We start from the raw sequence: 19,138 nt of genomic DNA, 5'->3' as shown, positions 1-19,138 counted from the left end.
AAAGGTAACCATTGCGGCCGAATCCTTTCGCGCGCACATGAGACATCTCCGACAACGGCCATGGCGACGCTCACCCCGGCAGTTCCACCAACGGCAGGCCGGCATAGTTTTCGGCCACGGTGGCGCGCCCTGCCTCGCTACCCAGCAGATACTCCAGTTCTGCGGCATGAATGCGTGTGGTGAACGCATCCTGCCCGTCGAAGGTATGCAGCAAGGTGGTCATCCACCATGAAAACCGTTCGGCCTTCCAGACGCGCTGCAGCGCCAGCGCCGAGTACTGTTGCAGCACCTCGGCGTCGCCACGCGCGTTCCAGCGCTCGAACAATTGCGCAAGCAGGCCGACATCGGCCAGCGCCAGATTCAGGCCCTTGGCGCCGGTGGGCGGCACGATATGCGCCGCATCGCCGGCCAGGAACAGGCGTCCGTACTGCATCGGTTCGGCGACGAAGCTACGCAGCGGCGCGATGCTCTTTTCGATCGACGGCCCGGTGACCAATTGTGCAGCCAGCGTCTCGGGCAACCGCGCACGCAACGCATCCCAGAACGCCGCATCGCTCCATGCCTGCACCTGCGCATCGGCCGGCACCTGCACGTAATAACGCGAGCGTGTCGGCGAGCGCATCGAACACAGCGCGAAACCACGCGGGTGGCGGGCGTAGATCAACTCGTCGTGGACCGGCGGGGGGTCGGCAAGCACGCCAAGCCATCCGAACGGATACACCCGCTCGAACAGGCGCAGTCGCTCGGGCGGGATGCTGGCGCGGCTGATGCCATGGAAGCCGTCGCAGCCGACGATATAGTCGCAGGCGATGCGCTGGTGCCTGCCGTCATGGGTGAACTCCACCGCAGGAGAGTCGCTTTCCACCCCGCATAGCGTCACGTCCTGCGCGCTGTAATACGTCGGCGCAGTGCTGCGTGCACGTGCCTGCATCAGGTCGGCAGTGACCTCGCTCTGGCCGTAGACGGTGACGCTGCGTCCGCAGCTGTGCAGCAGATCGATCCGCTCCCGCCGGCCATCCAGCGACAGGTCGAAGCCGTGATGCGGCAAGCCTTCGCGTTGCACGCGTTCGCCAACCCCTGCCCGCCGCAACAGCTCCACACTGCCCTGCTCCAGCACGCCGGCACGAATCCGCCCCAGCACATGCTCCGGCGTCTGCCGCTCGACCACCACGGTGTCGATACCGGCGCGCAACAACAGCTCGCCCAGCAACAGGCCGGAGGGACCAGCGCCGATGATCGCGATCTGGGTGCGCATGCAATGCTCCTGCCTCGGCCGACGAATGCACGCCAGTGTGGGTAGCCAAACACACGCATTGAAGGGATGATTGCGCGCAGTGCTTGGACTTTTCGACGATGCCCACACGCGCACACGCCATCGCTGCAGCCACCGCGGTGCCCGCCTTCGGCCTGTACGGCGAGCAGCATGCCGACGCGCCCGAGTTGTTGCATTGGGAGTCGATTGCCGCACGCAGCCGGCTACATGACTGGCACATCGCCCCGCACCGGCACGAAGACCTGGCACAGCTGTTGTACGTGCAACGCGGGCCGGCGACGCTGCAGCTGGATGGCCGCAGCCAGCGCGTGCGTGGCGCGAACGTCATCTGGTTGCCACCGCTGTGCGTGCATGGCTTCGGATTCGATCCGCGGGTGCGCGGCCACATCATCACCTTGTGCATGCCGCTGGTGCGTAGCGCCTTGAGTGCCGTCCCGCTATTGCAGAATGCCCTGACCATGCCGCAGATCCTGCACGCACGTCGCGCACGTGGATTGCTCGATGTGCTGTTCGCCAGCATTGCCGACGACCATACCCGCCGACGCATCGGCCACGAGGCCGCAGCGCACGCCGCCGCAGCGCAATTGTTGATCTGGACCGCACGCACGGCACTGGAACACGCACAGGATGCGGCTGCGGCCAGCCCGTACGCCGACCCGGCATTACGTCATCTGCGTGGCTATCAGGCCTTGATCGACCAGCATTACCATGCGCATTGGCCGATCTCCCGCTACGCCGAGCAATTGGGCCTGACCCCGGGCCATCTCAACGCGTTGTGCCGACGCCTGGCCGGCGCCTCGGCACTGCAATTACTGCAGCGCCGCATCATGCTCGAAGCCCGCCGCAGCCTGCGCTACACCAGCCTGAGCGTGCAGCAGATCGCTGCCAGCCTTGGATTTTTCGACGCTGCGTACTTCAGCCGCTATTTCGCCCGCCACGCCGGCTGCTCGCCGACGCGCTTTCGCGCTGGCGATTAAGAGCGGCCGATCCGCGGGCTGGTTGCAGGGCTTCCAACAAAGCAACCAGCGGACTGTCCGGTGCGGTGTCCTCGCCGATTGCCGGACCGTGTTGCGGCATGGATGCCGCCATCGAACCCACGGGGAGGGGTTCACGGCGTGTCCCGCGAGCGATGAGGGCAGCGCGCCCTCGACGCTGCGAGTTTTGCTGAAGGGCCCTTGCCCCACGCCGGTCAGAACGGGTATTGCGGCACTTCGTTCTTGATCGTCAGCCACTGCCAGTGGGTGTACTGCTCCCAATCGGCCGCTCCGCCGACGCTGGTGCCGTTGCCCGAGGCGCCGGTGCCGCCGAAGGGATTGATGACTTCATCGGCCACGGTCTGGTCGTTGATATGCAGCAGGCCGGTGTGGAGCCTGTCGCCCAGGTTCATGGCGCGCGACACCGACGCCGACAGGATGCCCGCAGCCAGGCCGTACTCGCCATGGTTGGCCAGTTCTGCGGCTTCTTCGTCGGTGTCGAATACGGTGATGTTGATCACCGGGCCGAAGATTTCCTCGTCGAACGCGCGCATGCCCGGGCGCACGTTGGACAACACCGTCGGCGCATAGAACAGTCCCTCGTTGCTGGCACCTGCTTCCACCACCGCGCCGGCGGCGACGCTGTCGCCCACGATATCGATCACGCGCTGCAACTGGCGATGGTCGATGATCGGGCCCAGCGCCACGGTGCCGCTGACCGGATCGCCGACCGGCAGATGCCTGGCCTTTTCAGCCAGCCGCTGCGTGAAGGCATCGGCGATCCCGCGCTGGACCAGCACGCGGCCGGTGGCCATGCAGATCTGCCCTTGATGCATGTAGGCGCCGAATGCCACTGCAGAGGCCGCCTTGTCCAGATCGGCGTCGTCGAGCACGATCACCGCGTTGTTGCCGCCCAGCTCCAGCGACACCTTCTTCAGGTGCCGGCCCGCGATCTCGCCGATGCGTCGCCCGGCGGCGGTGGAACCGGTAAAGGCGATCATCGGGATATCCGGCGACTCGACCAGCGCCTGGCCGATGGCGGCATCGCCGTGCAGCACATGCAGCAAGCCCTTGGGCAGGCCCGCTTCTTCCAGCACCTGCGCGATGACCACGCCACCGGTATACGGCGTGCGCGGGTCCGGCTTGAGCACCACCGCATTGCCCATCGCCAGCGCCGGAGCCACCGAGCGCAGCGACAGGATCAGCGGAAAATTGAACGGGGAAATCACCGCGATCACGCCCAGCGGCAGGTGCCGGGCCAGGCTGAGCTGGCCGGCGCCGGTCGGCAGCACCTGACCGACGGCCTGCAGCGGCAACGCCGCCGCCTGCTGATAGAACACCACCGACTCGTTCACTTCGCGCTGGGCCTTGGGCAGGATGCCGCCGGTTTCGCGCGCGATCAGCAGCGCCGCTTCCGCACTGCGCGCTTCCATCAGCTGCGCGGCGCGGTGAAACACCGCAGCGCGCTCGCGCGGCGTCGTGGCGGCCCAGGCACGTTGCGCTTTTTTCGCCAGCGCCACGGCAGCGGCGACATCGGCCAGATCGGCCTTGCCGACTTCGTGCAGCAGCTTGCCGGTGGCCGGTTCGATGATCTGCGCGGTGCCGCCGTTGCCGGGCACCCAGTCGCCATTGAAGATACAGCCATGCCACGCCGGGACGGAGGACGCGGCAATCGCGGTGTTGGGGAGAGCGTTCATGGTCTAGCCTCCTGCTGAGGGGGTGGTGTTACAGGGTGGTGGACGCCAACCCGCCATCGACCGGCAGGGTGATGCCGTTGATCCAGCGCGCAGCATCGGAGGCGAGAAACACGATGGCCTCGGCCACCTCGTCGGCGTACGCCGGACGCGTCATGCGCTTGGCATCTTCCTTGACGCGCTCCTCGCCGAGCATGGTGACGAAATCGCCGAGAATCGGCGTAAACACCGGTCCCGGCGCGACGTTGTTGACGCGCACGCCATGCTCGGCGAACCAGGGCCGCGACTGCAGCAAGGTCCATACGATCAGCGCTTCCTTGAAGTACTGGTAGCAGGTGGCGTGGCTCACCGGATGCGCCTGCAGCCATGCAGTGCCGGCCGCAAAGCTGTCGGTGGCGGCCAGTTGCTTGTGCAGCTCCAGGCGTTGCGGCCATTCGGCGCCCAGGATGGAGGCCACGTTGATGATGGAACCGCCAGCGGCCATGCGCGGCAGCAGCGCCTGGCTCAAATGGCGCAGGCCCAGGTAGTTGACGCGTGCCACCACCTCCAGCGGTGCGGTGCCGGGGACGCCGGCCACGTTGGCCAGGGCGTCGATGCGCTCCGGCAAGGCCTGCACCAGCGCATCGATGGACGCCGGATCGCCAAGATCGGCCTGGTGGAACCCATGCAGCGACATCTGCACCGGCGTGCGATCGACACCGATCACCCTGGCACCATGGAAGCGGGCCAGGCGCGCCACTTCGGCACCGATGCCCGATGCCACGCCGGTGACCACGATCGTCTTGTTCTGCAAATTCATTGCCACTCTCCGAAGAGGCCGGCCGTACCGGCGCTAGAACACATGGACGTACTGCAGGTTGACGTTGTTGCCGGAGGCAGCGTTCCTGACCTCCACCGGCAGGTACACATTGGCCAACAGCATGTTGTTGGCATCCATCCGCCACACGCCACCCGGGCCGGCATAGACCACGCGTTGGCGGGTCTCGGCCACGCGCTGCCCGTTGGTGCGGTTATCGCGCAGCTGGGTGAGGTAATAGGCATTCACGCCAAGGCGGATGTCGGGCACCACTTCCCAGGAGGTGGCGAAGTTGATCCAGCCCGCATCGCCGGCCTGGCCGTTGCGGAACGCAACGCCCGGCGGCAGGTTCGGACGCCGTTCGCTGCGGAAGTTGTAGATGTAGCTGAGGCGTGCGCTGACTTCCCAGTTGGGCGTCGGCAACACGGTAAACGCATAGTTCGGCACCAACGACCAGTAGCCGGCGCCCTGATTGAGGTCGCGGTCGCGGTCGAACTTGCCGATCGGTGCGATCGCATCGATTTCGAAACGCTGCGAAAACACCGGCCTGCCATTGCGCATCACCGGCAGCATCTGCAGGTAAGGCCCGAACGTCAGGTCGCCCACGCCGGCGCCGTTGTCGCGCAAGGTGGCAATGCTGTCGCGCCCGAACGAGGCATCCAGGTTGATCAGCGGCAGCAATGTGTTGATGCCAACCGCGCCGCCGAAGAGCCTGTACGGCGTGACATAGGCGAGCTGGGTCAGCAGCAGGCTCGAATCGATGCGCGGGCGATCGAACACCGGCACGTCGTTGCCGCGGGAATCCTTGATCGCATCCAGCGAGCCATGACGCAGATAGGTGACCACCGCCCAGCCGGGCGTGGTGCGAGTGAAGCCGTCCAGGTAGCTGGTACCGCCGGTATTGATGCCGTTGGTCAGCGTCGTGCTTTGCGGCAGGCCTTGTGCGCCAGCCATGCCGGCAGCAAGCAGCGACACCATGCCAAGCGCTGCGCGGCACACTGCCGACGCGTGGAAGGACAACCCGGACAACACCGATCGATGGCTCACTGCGAACATCTCCGACATGGGGAGGGACAGCGGGAACTGCGGCGGGACAACAGTCAGGCAGGCGCGATCGACACGCCGGTGACGGCGCGTGCAAGGCTCAGGTGGAAAGCGGGCCGTGCGCCTGCACGGCAGCCGGGGATTACATGGTGTCCAGACGGTCCAGCCGGTCGAGTGCGCGCAGCAACGGCGCCTCGCTGCTGCCAAGCACCACACTCAGTTGCTGTTCCATGCGCAGCACTTCGGCCTCGGCGGCGCTCAGCAGGGTCACCCCGGCGGCGGTCAGCGACAGGTGCTGCATGCGGCGGTCCTGGCGTCCACGCACCTGCCGCAGCAGGCGCCGCTTGACCAGCCGCGCCACCACGATCGCCAGGTTGGGTGCCGACACGTGCAGCACATCGCCGATCTGGCGCTGGTTGATGCCCGGGTTGCCGTCCACCAGCATCAGCAGCGAGAAGTCCACCGGCTTGAGATCGAATGCCGCCACGCAGTCCTGAAACATCCGCCGCACCAGCAACTCGGTGCGGGTGATGCGGTAGCCCAGCAGCCGCAGCAGGCGCGCCTGATCCACCGTGGTGACGGCATCCGGCAGCGGTACGGCATTGGCAGTGGCGGACATGACGGTTCTCGCAGCGAAGACGACGGGCGGACCGGTGTGCGCAACGCTCACCGCCCGCAACGCCGATCCGCGGCGTGAGCTGCATTGTAGACGCGCTCAGGCATGCCGAGGTGGCCGTGGCCGCCAACGGCATGACCCGGCCGCGCAGGAAGGCGGCGGCAGGCAAGCGTGGGAAGCGATGGTCATCCAGGCGTGGCTGGGACATGGGGATCCGGAGCGGCAAGTGATTGCGTTCCGGAATAGTTATGGATCATAACTACATTGCCAAGCTGCAGCGCAGCATGGTCGCGCTCGCCAGGTCGACCCGCGGGCCGACGGGCCGGGTGGCCATGACGGCAACGGCTTGCTGCCGTAAAGCCCGGCAACGACACGTGCAGTACGCCTGCCTGGCCGTGGTGACGGCAGCGGCTACGCCACCGCTGCGGGTGTCGCCATGCGACGCTTGCGCATCCAGCCCATTCGCCCGGCTGGACGGCTGGACGGCTGGACGGCTGGACGGCTGGACGCGGCACCATCGCCGCCCGGCACACGCGAGTGACGGAGTACGGAGTAGCGATTACCGATTACCGATTACGGCAACCACAGCTTCTCGAGATCGCGAAAGCCCCAGTCGGTAGGGCTTTCCATCTGTGCGATGCGGTCCTGGCAGTCCGGCCGCGACAGATCGATGTCCTGCACCAGCACATGGCTGCGCAGCTTGGCCGAATAGAACACGCGCACCTTGGGCTTGAGCAGCGCATCGGGGCTCTGCTCGATCACCACCGCCAGTTTCTGCGACTCCAGTCGCACCAGCGAGCCGACCGGATAAATGCCCAGCCGGCGCACGAAGGCCTGGAACACCACCGGGTCGAAATGTCCCTGCCACGACGCCATGCGCTTGAGCGATTCGGCCGGATCCCAGCCGCGCTTGTAGGGGCGGTCGGAGCTGATCGCGTCGTACACATCGCACACCGCGCCCATCCGCGACATCAGCGCGATGTTCTCGCCCGCCAGGCGATTCGGGTAGCCGCTGCCGTCCATTTTCTCGTGATGATGCAGCGCGATCTCCAGCACCACCGCGTTCTGCACGCCGCCGGCCACCAGCAGGCGATGGCCATCCAGCGGATGCTGGCGCATGACCTCCATTTCGTCGTCGGTGAGCTTGCCGGGCTTGTTGAGGATGTCCAGCGGCGTCACCGCCTTGCCCATGTCGTGCAGCAGGCCGCCCATCGCCGCCTCGACCACCTGCCCGTCGGGCAAGCCGAGCTGGCGCGCCAGCCCGCTCATCAGGCCGGCCACCGCCATCGAATGCAGATAGGTGTAGTCGTCGGCGGTCTTGAGCCTTGCCACGCTGATCAGGGCCTGCGGATGCCGCAGGACCGACTCGTTGATCGCTTCCACCAGCGGCATCGCCGCCTCGGTGTCGACGGTGCGTCCCAGCCGCACATCGCGGAACATCGCCTCGACCATGTCGCGGCCGTCTTCGAAGATCTTGCGTGCACGCACCACTTCGGACTCGATGCCGACCTGTGCGGTGACGCTATTGGTGCGCGCGGTGCGCGTGGCGGTGGGTGGCTCGGGCGCCGGTGGCGGTGCCGCGGGCTCGAGCTGCAGGCCGGATGCCGCCGGCGCAGCCGTGTCCAGATCCAGGCCACGCGCGGTGTCGATCACCAGTTGCTCGATCCGGCTGCCATGGATCTTCTCCACGTCGTCCGAATCGACCAGGAACGAGGTCTTCCAGAACGGATGGTGCACCCACGCGCCCAGCAGCTTGTAGACATACATCCCGGGGCGGAGTTGGTCTGAGTCGATGGTTCTGAGCATGCCGGCGCTGGTCTGCACGTAGTCCGCGGAAGAGCCCGCCATGCGGATGGCGGGTCTGTCGAGGTATCGGCAATGTGCGGAATTTCTTTGGGGCGTGCGCCCTCGCCAGCGTTACCTGGTGACCGCCAGCTGAGCAGTTCAGCTAGCCGGCAGGCGCATGCCCAGCACGGCGATGGCCGCAAGCAGCAGCGGCACGCCGCAGGCAAGGTACAGGGCTGCCGGCGACCAGCCCGCGTCCACCAGCACGCCCACGCACAACGGCGAGGCGATCGCGCCGAAGCGGCCCACCCCGATCGCCCAGCCCATGCCGGTGGAACGCACCGCCGCCGTGAAGACCACCGGCGCCACCGCATACAGCCCGGCGATGGCGGCAAACAGCACCGCGCCGCTCAGCACCGCAATCACGAACGCCCAGCTCAGCACGGTGCTGCAGAGACCAAATGCCAGCAGCGCCAGCGCCGACAGACCCAGCGCGCCGGCGGTCAACCGCGACAGGCGCGCACGTGCGGCCAACGCGCTGAAGATCGCGCCGCCGGCAATGCCGCCCAGATTCAACAGGACGCCACCGGTCACACCCTGCGCCTCCGACAGGCCAGCCACGACCAGCAGTTTCGGTGTCCAGCTGAGCACGAAATAGAACGCGAACATCAGCAGAAAGAACGCCAGCGCGATCAACAGCGACTGCCGCCGCAAGGCCGGCACGAACAGCGCCGCATAGCCCTGCGCCCGATCGCCGGGCTGGCGCGGCGGCGGCGGCAGTCCCCCATGCGGCGGCATGCCCATGCGCGCAAGCACAGCATTGAAGCGTGCAGCTGCATCGGCCGGGCGCCGCACGATCAGGAAGTCCAGCGACTCGGGCAGGAACGCCAGCACCAGGGGTACGCAGAGCAGCGACCCGAGCGCGCCGAGCACGAACACTGCATGCCAGGACCACTGCTGCAGCAGCACCGCCGCGATCGCACCGCCCAGCGTCGCGCCGATCGGGTAACCGGTGGCCTGCAGCGCCAATGCCGTGCTGCGCCACCGGGGGGTGGAATACTCGGCAGCGATGACCGCAACACAGGCCAGCATGCCGCCGATGCCGATGCCGGTGAACGCACGCAACGCGCCGAGTTGCCACACGTCGGTGGCCAACGCCGAGGCGCCCATGCCCACGGTCAATATCGCCAGACACGCCAGGATCATCGCGCGCCGCCCGATGCGGTCGGCCAGGGGCGCCAACACCAGCGACCCTGCCGCCATGCCGACCAGGCCGGCACTGAACAACACGCCGAGCAGCTTGCCCGACAACTGCCATTGCGCCGACACATGCGGGGCGGTGAAGGCCATCGCCATCACATCGAAGCCATCGAGCATGGTCAGCAACACGCACACCGCCACCGCCCTCCACTGGAACGGCGTCATGCGCTCCAGCACGAAACTTGCGGGTGTCACGGTGCTCTGGGTCATCGGGCAATCCTGGTGGGGAAGGCGGGTACGTTGGCGACCTCACGCGCGACCATGCGACCGCGCAGCGGCACCACGACCAAGACACGAGCAAGCCAACCTGCATCGGCATTCGACAACGCAGCACGAGCACCACATTGCAAGACGCCATCGGCACGCTAGGCCGATCGCAGGTGGCGTTCAATACAACGGCACGCACTGGTGTGCGCTTATCGAACAGGCTGGCACGACGCTTCGTTTTCCTCTCCGCGCGTTCGTTGACCCGCCTGCACGACGGCAGCCAGGGACGCGCACTGCCCGCATCGAAACGATCTGGCACGTGCCGCCGCAAGGCGCGGCCTGCAGCCCGATCAGACCGGGCAAGCATCGGGGTCGCCTGGTCCGGAGCGCGAAGTGCGCTGCCGCAGTCGCGCTGCAGGCATGGCGTTGCGAAACTCGATAACCAGGGTTGCATGAGGCAACCCGCGCACGATCGCGTACGCCGTCGCGCAGCGCTTCCCGCATGCCGGCAGTCGCCCCGCTATCATGCCGGCAGTGCCCGCACCGGGCGGCACGCCGACATGCTGGAGATCATCGTGACCCCGATCCGCTCGTTCCTGGACCACACCCCGCAACTGGGCGCACGCGTCTATGTCGACCCTGCCTGCACCATCATCGGCAAGGTGAGCCTGGGCGATGACGTATCGGTGTGGCCGGGCACGGTGATTCGCGGCGACGTCAATCACGTGCAGATCGGCGCGCGTACCAACGTGCAGGACGGCACCATCATCCACGTCAGTCACCATAGCCCGTTCAACAAGGCCGGCTACCCGACGCTGATCGGCGCCGACGTCACGGTTGGCCACGGCACCATCCTGCATGCGTGCACCATCGAAGACCTTTGCCTGATCGGCATGGGCGCCTGCGTGCTGGACGGTGCCACCGTCAGGCGCTACGGCTTTGTCGGTGCCGGGGCGGTGGTCGGCCCGGGCAAGATCGTCGGCGAAGGCGAATTGTGGCTGGGCAATCCCGCGCGCCTGGCCCGCACCCTCAGCGACAAGGAAATCGAAAGCCTGCATTACTCCGCGCAGCATTACGTGCGGCTCAAGGATCAGTATCTGGGCGGCACCAGCGCCGGCTGAATCCGGGTCCCCGCCCTGCGGCTGCAGGCCAGCATCGGCCCTGTGCGACACGGGTACACCGCCTTCGAGCTGGATGCACCTGCCGCAGACGCCCGTGGCCTGATGCTGGCAGGCCGACGCGCAGAGAGATGACGGCAGCAACGCGCCACACGTCGCGCATCCCTGGCCGCCCGGGATGCAGCGCAGCCGCAGCCAGGCGCGGTTTGCATGGCGGCGGGGTTGCATGGCGGCAAGAACGCCGGCGACCTGGCGCCGCTTACGGCCGCGTGGCCTGCTCCAGTGCCGTCAATGTGGCCAGCGCCTGGGCGCGCGAAGCGCCGCACATGTCCTCGGACGGGCGCAGGCTGGCGCACACCGCCGGCCGCGTCGGCAAGCCGAACAGGCGACACCGGCCCCGGCCATCGAGCTGCACGCAGGGCACGCCCGCCGGCTTGCCCTGCGGCATGCCGGGGATCGCCGAACTGATCGACGGGGCAATACAACAGGCCGCGCAGCCGGCGCGGCACGGGAAGTCCATGCGCATGCCATCAGTGTAAACCGCCGCGTCCTCCGGGCCGCGGCGGCGCCGGGGTTAGAGAGGTGGCGGCACGTAGCCGGACAGGCGCACGTCGAAGAAGGCCTGCACCGCAGCGAGATTGCTCTTGGCCTGGATGTCCGCGCCCACGTCGTAGCTCATGCCCAGCACATCGTCATCCGGCCAGCCGGGGCCGAAGCACCACTGCGTGCTGGGGATATTGTTGGCCTGCAGATGGGCCAGCATCCGGGTGGTTGCGACCTCCGCGCTGTGGTTGCCGGCCGGATAGCCATGCTCGCCCAGATAGCCGCGTTTGCCGGCATGCTGCAGGGCGTCGATGAAGGGCGCCACCATCTCGATGCCGGTGTCCGGCTTGACCACCTCGTTGCGCCCGCCGGGCCCGATCCAGTTGCCGCCGCCCGTCCCGTCGCTATCCAGGTAGTTGTGCGCTTCGTAGACGATGCGGTTGTAGGGATCGGGGATGTCGAACAGGCCCATCGAGTCCTGCTGCCAGAGCCGGGCACTGGCATAGCCGTTGCCGCACACGAACACGAAGTGGTCGCGATCGCGATCGATGATGGTCTTGCAGCACGCGGTGGCGGTGTTCTGCCAGTGCGCCGCCATCGACAACACGCTGCCATCGGCGTTGCGCTCCTTTCCCTGGTATGGCTCGTTCATCACGCCCCAGCCGAACACCGCCGGGTGTTGCCTGAAGCGGTTGACGATGCGTGCCCACAGGTCGGGCAGGCCGGCCTCGTTGTAGAGCGTGCACCCCGGCGTGCCGATCACGCGGTATTCGTAGAGCTTGAGCAACTGGTCGCGGCGATCGAAATAGCCCTGGTAGCCGAAGCTGCGCAGCGGATAGGTGTCGGCCCAGACCTCGGCTGCGGCCGGGTTGTCGATGCGGTTGCCGCGTGCATCGACAAGCGTGCCGCTGGCGTCGCGCCGGTAGCCGGACTTGGCGGCCACCCGCTGCGGCAGGCGCATGTAGTCGTGCAGCTCCACGATGGCGCGCTTGCCGCGTGCGGCGATGTGGTCCAGTGCGTCCTGGACCTGGCGGCAATAGGTCTCGTTCAAGGCCACGCCCTGCCCACGCGTGAAGCGCGCGGCGGTGGTCGGCAGCCGGAACAGCGGGCAGGCTCCGGCGGCAGCCACGTGCTGCGCGGTGATGGCGCGGTAGTGCGTGCCGATCTCGGCATTCTCCACATAGCTGTTGGAGGCCAGGCCCGACAGGTTCAGGCCCGCGAACGGCAGGGTGGCGCTCTGCGCGGCCGCGCGGCCGCCCCACCCGAGGCCGGCCAGCGCCGCCGCGCCGGCTGCGCCCTGCAGCACGCGACGGCGGGTGATGCCGGCCGTTGCCGCCGGCGTCTGGTCGATGGGCTGCGACGTTGCCGCCGTGCGGCGTGAATGAGGATGGTCGGACATGGGCGCCTCCTGCGGTGCCGTTGGTGGAGATCCTTGCCGGTGCTGCTCCCCCATTGGCCGCACCGGTCCAGGGACCATCGTGCCGATGTCCCGGCGGCGCGATCTGCGCTCCGGTTCGCACTCCGGCCACTGCATGCGCGTCCGCATACGTTTACATCGCATTACATGCCGGGCCGACGACGTGAGGCAGCGGGGCCGAAGGCGCGTGTTCGCCTGCAGTGCCGGCCGGCGCTGCCGCACTCTGCGTGTGCTGCGCACGATGCCCACGCCCATCCGCCAGCACGGCGTGCATCCGCCCGCGTGCTACCGTGCCCGATCACCGGAGCGCGCCGCGACCGTTGCAGCAGCAACAGTCACGACGCGGTCTAATTGCCAGCCACCGCTCGCCAATCAGCCGTCGACTTCGCCATGCCCGAGTACCGCTCCAAGACCTCCACCCACGGCCGCAACATGGCCGGCGCCCGCGCACTGTGGCGCGCCACCGGCATGCGCGACGGCGACTTCCACAAGCCCATCATCGCCATCGCCAACTCGTTCACCCAGTTCGTGCCCGGGCACGTGCACCTGAAGGATCTCGGCCAGCTGGTCGCACGCGAGATCGAACGCGTCGGCGGCGTGGCCAAGGAGTTCGACACCATCGCCGTGGACGACGGCATCGCCATGGGTCACGACGGCATGCTGTATTCGCTGCCCAGCCGCGAGATCATCGCCGACTCGGTCGAATACATGGTCAACGCGCATTGCGCCGACGCGCTGGTGTGCATTTCCAACTGCGACAAGATCACCCCCGGCATGTTGATGGCCGCGCTGCGGCTCAACATCCCCACCGTGTTCGTCTCCGGCGGGCCGATGGAAGCCGGCAAGACCAAGCTGGCCGAGCACAAGCTCGACCTGATCGACGCGATGGTGATCGCCGCCGACGACAGCGCCTCCGACGAAAAGGTGGCCGAGTTCGAGCGCAGCGCCTGCCCCACCTGCGGCTCGTGCTCGGGCATGTTCACCGCCAACTCGATGAACTGCCTGACCGAAGCGCTGGGCCTGTCGCTGCCGGGCAACGGCACCGTGGTGGCCACGCACGCCGACCGCGAGCAGCTGTTCCTGCGCGCCGGGCGCGTGGCGGTGGAGCTGTGCCATCGCTGGTATGGCGGCGAAGACCCCACCGCCCTGCCGCGCGGCATCGCCACCTTCGAAGCCTTCGAAAACGCGATGACCCTGGACATCGCCATGGGCGGCTCGACCAACACCATCCTGCATCTGCTTGCAGCGGCGCAGGAAGGCGAGGTGCCGTTCGGCATGCGCGACATCGACCGCCTGTCCAAGCGCGTGCCGCAGCTGTGCAAGGTGGCGCCGAACACGCCCAAGTACCACATCGAGGACGTGCACCGCGCCGGCGGCATCATGGCCATCCTCGGCGAGCTGGCACGTGGCGGCCTGCTGCATACCAACGCGGCCACGGTGCACGCACGCACGCTGGCCGACGCCATCGCGCAATGGGATGTCACCCAGACCGACGCGGAAACGGTGCACACGTTCTACAAGGCCGGCCCGGCCGGCATCCCCACGCAGATCGCCTTCAGCCAGGCCACGCGCTGGGACAGCCTGGACACAGACCGCAGCGAAGGCTGCATCCGCGATGTCGCTCACGCCTTCTCGCAGGAAGGCGGCCTGGCCGTGCTGTACGGCAATATCGCCCGCGACGGCTGCGTGGTGAAGACCGCGGGCGTGGACGAATCCATCCACGTCTTCGAAGGCAATGTGCGCGTCTTTGAGAGCCAGGATTCGGCGGTCAAGGGCATCCTGGCCGACGAAGTGAAAGCCGGCGACATCGTGGTGATCCGCTACGAAGGCCCCAAGGGCGGCCCCGGCATGCAGGAAATGCTCTACCCCACCAGCTATCTCAAGTCCAAGGGCCTGGGCAAGCAATGCGCCCTGCTCACCGACGGCCGCTTCTCCGGCGGCACCTCGGGCCTGTCGATCGGCCACGCCTCGCCGGAAGCGGCGGCGGGCGGCGCGATCGGCCTGGTACGCGACGGCGACAAGATCCTGATCGACATTCCCAATCGTTCGATCAATTTGCTGGTGTCCGACGAAGAGCTTGCTAGTCGTCGCGCAGAGCAGGATGCAAAAGGCTGGAAGCCGGTGGAGGTGCGTCCGCGCAAGGTCACTACAGCGTTGAAGGCGTACGCGTTGCTGGCGACCAGCGCAGACAAGGGTGCGGTGCGGGACAAAGCGATGCTGGACGGCTGAGGCGTTGCCATGAAGACCGCGGATTTTTAGCGGTCTTCATCGACTCCCGGCATAGGACTGCGGAAGGCACTTCAGTCCCAACTCCTGACCGCAACCGCCACAGCGGGTTGGCTTTTCCTGGCGGCAACATCATCCACCGCCGATGCCCAGCCCATCCAGCGAGCTGCGCACCGCCGAAGCCCCGCGCCCGAGCACATGCGTGTAGATCTACGTGGTTGCCACACCGTTGTGACCCAACAGCTCCTGCACGGTGCGCGCGACCTCCTTGGCCGAGAGCACCACCGGAATGGGCCGCGCCCGCTTGGCGCGCCGCAATTTCTCCATTCAGGGCAACTCAACGCACAAACCTCGCGATACAGGAACAGCAGCACCGCCAGTGCCTGATTCTGCGTTCCGGCCGACGCCTGGCCCCGCGTCGTCAGTTCAGTGAGGAACGCCTCGACCTCTGCCCGCCCCATCTATACTGGATGCCGTTTGCCGTTGGCCAGAATGAAGCGTCGGATCCAGCCCACAGACGCCTGCTCGGTAGCAAGCTGTAGTGGCGAAGCCGCAGCCGCCCACGGACCTGATCCAACAGCTTGGGGGTTAGACGCGTCATTACGCCTGCATCGTCATGGGTGTAACTCATACGCCTACTCAAGCGTCGGATAACGCAACCAGCATCGGCGCCAAGACCGTAGAATGCCATCCGGCAAGTCATTGTTACGGAATAGGAATTCCCCCTTCCCAGACCTCCGGCCTTTAGTCGATACTTGGCGCAACACCGCTCTTAGGCGGTCCAATATTAGTTAGGCTCAAAGAGATTGTTATGCGCGGCGAGATCGAAAATTGGAACAACGGTTGGTATGGTGTAAGCCTCGGCTTGTCTGTCACAGAGATCGATCATCTTATTATGTTGCTTACAAACCTGCGCAACGAGCCTGAGCAGCATTTTCATATTTCAAGCGACTATGTAGGCTCGCAAGGTCTGGGGAACATTGAGGTTTATGTAACAGAGCCAAGCACCATTGACAATATGAATTTAGGTAGTAAGGCTCTGGCAGCCGGCGACTCCATCTCTTAACGAGTCGCCTAACAACTCGTTCAAGGTGGACGGCTTCGCCGCCGCTTAACTCAGGCGTTAGGCACCACAGGAATGATCTCTAGCTCTAATGCAGTCACGTCAATCTTCGGCTACTGGCCGGAGTTCGCTGATGCCCGCCTGATCTCTTTCAGCTACTCGGCTGAGGGTAGTGTCACACTTGGCCTCTTCTACATTGATGGGTCGGCCGGCAAGGGCGCCGAGATCAGCTTGTCATTCACGGGTGTCCGGCATATCGAGCTCACTGGGTTGGCATCGGAAAACGTACTAGACAGCTTGGTAATTGCTGAAGGCAATCCTCTTGTTGTCACCCTTGAGCCATGCATTGGCTTGGGTGGTAGTTTCACGTGTGCGGCCGCCACAGTTGCCGGGGTGGTGCCTAACAATTCATTCAAGCCGAACCCGCTTCTCGGCTCGGCTTAATTCAGGCGTTAGGCAGTGGTGGAGCAAATGCGTTGGTGGTTTCCGCTTTGGTGAATTAGCAGGCGTGCATGCGGTTGGCTCCGGACAGCAGTCATCACCGTTGCTGGTTGCGGTAAATTCGGTGCTTCGCCTTGGCAAATCGTTCCCGCGCTGCGCTCGTTGCAGTTGGCTTCGGTGGCATCGCGCGCCACTGCATCGCTGGGCAAGCTTCGTCTCGCAAGCTGTGGCACACTCGGTCCAAGCGGCAGTGCTGGGGAGCATGGTTGCACCATCCAACCTTCGCGGCCACTCACTGCCTAACAATTCATTCAGGCCGAAGTTGCTTCGCAACTCGGCTTAATTCAAGCGTTAGGCCTCATTCCAACCTACATGCAATGGCTTGAGACAAAAATCCCGCCGCCGGTTGTCATGGTGCTCTTGGGCGTTGCCGCGTTCGGTGCAGCATACTTCATGCCCGCGCTCTCGTTCGAGCTTCCACTACGCACACCCGTCGCTGTTGCTCTAGCCGTTGTGGGCTTGGCGCTCAACATTCTTCCCAAACTCGCCTTTCAGCGCGTCGGTACTACGGTCAACCCACTCAGGCCGGCCTCAGCCACGCACCTGGTCACATCTGGCATTTATCGCTACACCCGCAACCCAATGTACTTGGGCCACTCCGTGATCCTCCTGGGCTGGGCGCTCCACCTCCACAATGCGGCCACGCTCATAGCCGTCCCTGCCTTCATGCTCTACATCACGCGGTTCCAAATTCAGCCGGAGGAGCGGTATCTGTCCGCTCGCTTCCCGGACACGTACACTGCATTCTGCAGGCAGGCCTCGCGCTGGCTATGAGGCCTAACAATTCATTCAAGCCGAAGCCGCTTAGCTGCTCGGCTTAATTCAGGCGTTAGGTGATTGGATGAACTTGATCGTGCCGCTTACCAAAGACCTGTCTGGCGGCGTTGCCACCCTCGACGTAGAAGACAATCAGAGGGATTTCATCGGCGCATTCGAATCTACACTCGCGGACGTCTCCGAGCGCGCGACAGGCCACGTGATACTAAACGAGGGAGCGCCAGCCGGCTTCTTCATCATCGATTTCGACTATCCGACACGTTATGCATTTGCGGCCGCCGGATCGGTCGGACTAAGGTCATTTTTTATTGCTAGCAACTACCAGGGTAAAGGCTTGGCAAGGCGCGCACTCCAGAATCTTTCCACCTATCTCCAGGCGCAACGAGTAAAGGCAAGCTCGGTATTCTTAACGGTAAACTGTCGGAACACAGCAGCGGCGTCGCTGTATCGCAAGTGTGGCTTTGTCGATAATGGCGAGCTATACCTGGATGGTTCGCGCGGGCCGCAGCATATTATGGCTCTACCGCTCACCTAACTATTCGTCCAAGCCGACGCCGCTTCGCGGCGCGACTTAACTCAGCTGTTTGGCCGCAGACAAAGGTGATTCGCTTCTCATGCTAAGCATCGTTGCAAACCCGAAAGGCAATGTCGTCCATATTCATGGTGACGTGTCTGGCCTTCTCGCGCTGGAACAGGAGATTCACAGGCTTCGAGAGCATGCCGAGCAAGGTAGTTGCCAAGACGGCCACCTCTTTACGCAGGCCTGGGGCGGAGTCGATCTCACCGAGACCATGCTGGATAATGAGCGAGGCGAGGGCTGGCATCAGGTGCACCACGTCAAGCTTTTCAGTTGGTCCGCCGAGTGGAGCACGCGTCATGGTCTGTCGCCAGCTGCGCCCTAACAATTCGTCCAAGCCGACGCCGCTTCGCGGCACGGCTTAACTCAGGTGTTAGGCATCCAATGCAGATTGCTGATATCCAGCCCTACATAACAGCGATGGAGCAAATAAAGCGCCGCATAGACGTGGTATATGCGTGTATTGATGGGCGCTTGAAATTGAGCGGTCCGCCTCGAGTTGAGACTGCGACCCTCCAACTCCGCATGACCCTAGAAACTATAGCTCTTGCCTCTCTTGCTGCGAACAAGGAGCTGTTCCAAAAGCAGTCATTACGCTTCGAGAGGCATTGGCACCCTAACAAGATCATAAAAGATCTCGAGCGGCTTAACCCGCGTTTCTTCCCAACGCCGATCCGTGCTAGTGAGCCGGATGATCGAGGCGTTCGGAATCATCAGCTGCTTGCCGATGGCTTTCTGACAACACATGAACTTGTGGAGGTGCATGGCCGGTGTGGCGGTCTCATTCATGCTCGAAACCCTTTCAGGCCGTCCATTGACTATGAGGGCTTCCTTCGCAGCGTTGTTGTTTGGACAGACAAAGCAGTTAAGCTACTCAACACCCACGAGATTCGCCTTGTCGGCGATGAGCACTTCTATCTCGTGCACATGACAGAGCAAGGCAATGACTCGGTTCGCATGTACACATTTGATCGGTTTGACGCCTAACAATTCATTCAAGCCGACGCCGCTTCGCGGCGCGGCTTAATTCAGGCGTTAGGCCCCATGTATCGAGTAGTCCTTGCCTGTAGTGGAGTTCCTGAGCGGGTCGGCGTGTCGACTCCCCACAATTCAATGCCAGCTAAAACTAGAGGTCTGCGGTTGATGTTGATCACGGAACTCGGCGGGCGTTAGCCCGGCCAGGCTGTCGTGCGGGATCTGCTGGTTGTAGTCGGCCAGCCAGTGTTCGGTCTGTTCGCGGACCTCGCTCAGCGTGCGGAAGAGATGC

19 protein-coding genes and 1 pseudogene are annotated in these 19,138 nt (G+C 65.0%); 8 read left to right on the top strand and 12 right to left on the bottom strand.

Annotated elements, in window-relative coordinates; all coding sequences use genetic code 11:
* Positions 1 to 70: 70 nt before the first annotated feature.
* Positions 71 to 1,255: a 4-hydroxybenzoate 3-monooxygenase gene (gene pobA / locus C0541_RS00375; protein WP_115045216.1), complete on the bottom strand. Its 1,185-nt coding sequence runs from the start codon at positions 1,253 to 1,255 to the stop codon at positions 71 to 73.
* Positions 1,256 to 1,353: 98 nt separating this feature from the next.
* Between pobA and C0541_RS00370 the strand changes: the two genes are divergently transcribed.
* Positions 1,354 to 2,250, top strand: coding sequence for a helix-turn-helix domain-containing protein (locus tag C0541_RS00370; protein ID WP_115045215.1), 897 nt, complete (start codon positions 1,354 to 1,356; stop codon positions 2,248 to 2,250).
* A 212-nt stretch (positions 2,251 to 2,462) separates the two neighbouring features.
* Here the strand turns inward: C0541_RS00370 and C0541_RS00365 are convergent, their stop codons facing one another.
* From C0541_RS00365 to C0541_RS00335, 6 genes are all read right to left on the bottom strand, one after another.
* A complete protein-coding gene (locus C0541_RS00365; protein WP_115045214.1) occupies positions 2,463 to 3,944 on the bottom strand; it encodes a benzaldehyde dehydrogenase in 1,482 nt (493 codons plus the stop codon).
* Between the two features lie 28 nt (positions 3,945 to 3,972).
* Positions 3,973 to 4,740, bottom strand: a complete 768-nt coding sequence (locus C0541_RS00360) for a coniferyl-alcohol dehydrogenase (RefSeq protein WP_115045213.1) — start codon at positions 4,738 to 4,740, stop codon at positions 3,973 to 3,975.
* A gap of 33 nt (positions 4,741 to 4,773) precedes the next feature.
* Entirely contained in the window at positions 4,774 to 5,802 is a 1,029-nt protein-coding gene (locus C0541_RS00355) for a SphA family protein (RefSeq protein WP_429001320.1), read from the bottom strand.
* A 121-nt stretch (positions 5,803 to 5,923) separates the two neighbouring features.
* The gene (locus tag C0541_RS00350; protein ID WP_115045211.1) at positions 5,924 to 6,400 is read right to left on the bottom strand and encodes a MarR family winged helix-turn-helix transcriptional regulator; all 477 of its coding nucleotides are present in this window, start codon (positions 6,398 to 6,400) and stop codon (positions 5,924 to 5,926) included.
* A gap of 570 nt (positions 6,401 to 6,970) precedes the next feature.
* Entirely contained in the window at positions 6,971 to 8,203 is a 1,233-nt protein-coding gene (locus tag C0541_RS00340) for an HD-GYP domain-containing protein (protein WP_115045625.1), read from the bottom strand.
* A gap of 138 nt (positions 8,204 to 8,341) precedes the next feature.
* On the bottom strand, positions 8,342 to 9,652 hold the full coding sequence (locus C0541_RS00335) for an MFS transporter (RefSeq protein WP_115045209.1): 1,311 nt from the start codon (positions 9,650 to 9,652) through the stop codon (positions 8,342 to 8,344).
* 572 nt (positions 9,653 to 10,224) lie between these two features.
* Between C0541_RS00335 and C0541_RS00330 the strand changes: the two genes are divergently transcribed.
* On the top strand, positions 10,225 to 10,770 hold the full coding sequence (locus C0541_RS00330) for a gamma carbonic anhydrase family protein (RefSeq protein ID WP_161959851.1): 546 nt from the start codon (positions 10,225 to 10,227) through the stop codon (positions 10,768 to 10,770).
* 256 nt (positions 10,771 to 11,026) lie between these two features.
* Here C0541_RS00330 and C0541_RS00325 read toward each other — a convergent pair whose 3' ends face one another.
* The gene (locus C0541_RS00325; protein WP_104650573.1) at positions 11,027 to 11,293 is read right to left on the bottom strand and encodes a YkgJ family cysteine cluster protein; all 267 of its coding nucleotides are present in this window, start codon (positions 11,291 to 11,293) and stop codon (positions 11,027 to 11,029) included.
* A gap of 48 nt (positions 11,294 to 11,341) precedes the next feature.
* Complete coding sequence (locus C0541_RS00320) at positions 11,342 to 12,709, bottom strand: glycoside hydrolase family 5 protein (protein ID WP_115045207.1); 1,368 nt, start codon at positions 12,707 to 12,709, stop codon at positions 11,342 to 11,344.
* 408 nt (positions 12,710 to 13,117) lie between these two features.
* Here C0541_RS00320 and ilvD point away from each other — a divergent pair, with 408 nt between their 5' ends.
* Positions 13,118 to 14,956, top strand: a complete 1,839-nt coding sequence (gene ilvD / locus C0541_RS00315) for a dihydroxy-acid dehydratase (protein ID WP_115045206.1) — start codon at positions 13,118 to 13,120, stop codon at positions 14,954 to 14,956.
* A gap of 231 nt (positions 14,957 to 15,187) precedes the next feature.
* Here the strand turns inward: ilvD and C0541_RS20965 are convergent.
* Positions 15,188 to 15,554 (bottom strand): annotated as a pseudogene (locus C0541_RS20965) (phage integrase N-terminal SAM-like domain-containing protein); the annotation flags it as partial.
* A 210-nt stretch (positions 15,555 to 15,764) separates the two neighbouring features.
* Between C0541_RS20965 and C0541_RS20560 the strand changes: the two are divergent.
* The 4 genes from C0541_RS20560 to C0541_RS00290 all read left to right on the top strand — a co-directional run bounded on the left by C0541_RS20560 (position 15,765) and on the right by C0541_RS00290 (position 17,829).
* Positions 15,765 to 16,019, top strand: a complete 255-nt coding sequence (locus tag C0541_RS20560; RefSeq protein ID WP_153064929.1) for a hypothetical protein — start codon at positions 15,765 to 15,767, stop codon at positions 16,017 to 16,019.
* A gap of 72 nt (positions 16,020 to 16,091) precedes the next feature.
* A complete protein-coding gene (locus tag C0541_RS00305; protein ID WP_115045205.1) occupies positions 16,092 to 16,460 on the top strand; it encodes an Imm50 family immunity protein in 369 nt (122 codons plus the stop codon).
* A gap of 369 nt (positions 16,461 to 16,829) precedes the next feature.
* On the top strand, positions 16,830 to 17,291 hold the full coding sequence (locus C0541_RS00295; protein WP_115045204.1) for a methyltransferase family protein: 462 nt from the start codon (positions 16,830 to 16,832) through the stop codon (positions 17,289 to 17,291).
* Positions 17,292 to 17,358: 67 nt separating this feature from the next.
* A complete protein-coding gene (locus C0541_RS00290; protein WP_115045203.1) occupies positions 17,359 to 17,829 on the top strand; it encodes a GNAT family N-acetyltransferase in 471 nt (156 codons plus the stop codon).
* A gap of 82 nt (positions 17,830 to 17,911) precedes the next feature.
* Here the strand turns inward: C0541_RS00290 and C0541_RS21205 are convergent, their stop codons facing one another.
* Positions 17,912 to 18,208 (bottom strand): hypothetical protein, encoded by a 297-nt coding sequence (locus C0541_RS21205; protein ID WP_238601228.1) that lies wholly within the window; start codon positions 18,206 to 18,208, stop codon positions 17,912 to 17,914.
* Positions 18,209 to 18,255: 47 nt separating this feature from the next.
* Between C0541_RS21205 and C0541_RS00280 the strand changes: the two genes are divergently transcribed.
* Positions 18,256 to 18,858, top strand: a complete 603-nt coding sequence (locus C0541_RS00280) for a hypothetical protein (protein ID WP_115045201.1) — start codon at positions 18,256 to 18,258, stop codon at positions 18,856 to 18,858.
* Positions 18,859 to 18,981: 123 nt separating this feature from the next.
* Here C0541_RS00280 and C0541_RS21200 read toward each other — a convergent pair.
* Positions 18,982 to 19,138 (bottom strand): integrase core domain-containing protein (locus C0541_RS21200; protein WP_238601243.1); only part of this gene is annotated, 157 nt, incomplete at its 5' end.

It is taken from the genome of Xanthomonas arboricola (assembly GCF_003353015.1).
GTDB classification, from domain to species: domain Bacteria; phylum Pseudomonadota; class Gammaproteobacteria; order Xanthomonadales; family Xanthomonadaceae; genus Xanthomonas; species Xanthomonas arboricola_E.
Note: the sequence above shows the minus strand (reverse complement) of the source record. Positions and strands in the feature narration are given on the sequence as shown.

Coding starts and splice junctions, on each gene's coding strand:
- pobA (WP_115045216.1), bottom strand. CDS start 1,255: ATGCGCACCCAGATCGCGATCATCGGCGCTGGTCCCTCCGGCCTGTTG.
- C0541_RS00370 (WP_115045215.1), top strand. CDS start 1,354: ATGCCCACACGCGCACACGCCATCGCTGCAGCCACCGCGGTGCCCGCC.
- C0541_RS00365 (WP_115045214.1), bottom strand. CDS start 3,944: ATGAACGCTCTCCCCAACACCGCGATTGCCGCGTCCTCCGTCCCGGCG.
- C0541_RS00360 (WP_115045213.1), bottom strand. CDS start 4,740: ATGAATTTGCAGAACAAGACGATCGTGGTCACCGGCGTGGCATCGGGC.
- C0541_RS00355 (WP_429001320.1), bottom strand. CDS start 5,802: ATGTCGGAGATGTTCGCAGTGAGCCATCGATCGGTGTTGTCCGGGTTG.
- C0541_RS00350 (WP_115045211.1), bottom strand. CDS start 6,400: ATGTCCGCCACTGCCAATGCCGTACCGCTGCCGGATGCCGTCACCACG.
- C0541_RS00340 (WP_115045625.1), bottom strand. CDS start 8,203: ATGCTCAGAACCATCGACTCAGACCAACTCCGCCCCGGGATGTATGTC.
- C0541_RS00335 (WP_115045209.1), bottom strand. CDS start 9,652: ATGACCCAGAGCACCGTGACACCCGCAAGTTTCGTGCTGGAGCGCATG.
- C0541_RS00325 (WP_104650573.1), bottom strand. CDS start 11,293: ATGCGCATGGACTTCCCGTGCCGCGCCGGCTGCGCGGCCTGTTGTATT.
- C0541_RS00320 (WP_115045207.1), bottom strand. CDS start 12,709: ATGTCCGACCATCCTCATTCACGCCGCACGGCGGCAACGTCGCAGCCC.
- ilvD (WP_115045206.1), top strand. CDS start 13,118: ATGCCCGAGTACCGCTCCAAGACCTCCACCCACGGCCGCAACATGGCC.
- C0541_RS20560 (WP_153064929.1), top strand. CDS start 15,765: ATGCGCGGCGAGATCGAAAATTGGAACAACGGTTGGTATGGTGTAAGC.
- C0541_RS00305 (WP_115045205.1), top strand. CDS start 16,092: ATGATCTCTAGCTCTAATGCAGTCACGTCAATCTTCGGCTACTGGCCG.
- C0541_RS00295 (WP_115045204.1), top strand. CDS start 16,830: ATGCAATGGCTTGAGACAAAAATCCCGCCGCCGGTTGTCATGGTGCTC.
- C0541_RS00290 (WP_115045203.1), top strand. CDS start 17,359: ATGAACTTGATCGTGCCGCTTACCAAAGACCTGTCTGGCGGCGTTGCC.
- C0541_RS00280 (WP_115045201.1), top strand. CDS start 18,256: ATGCAGATTGCTGATATCCAGCCCTACATAACAGCGATGGAGCAAATA.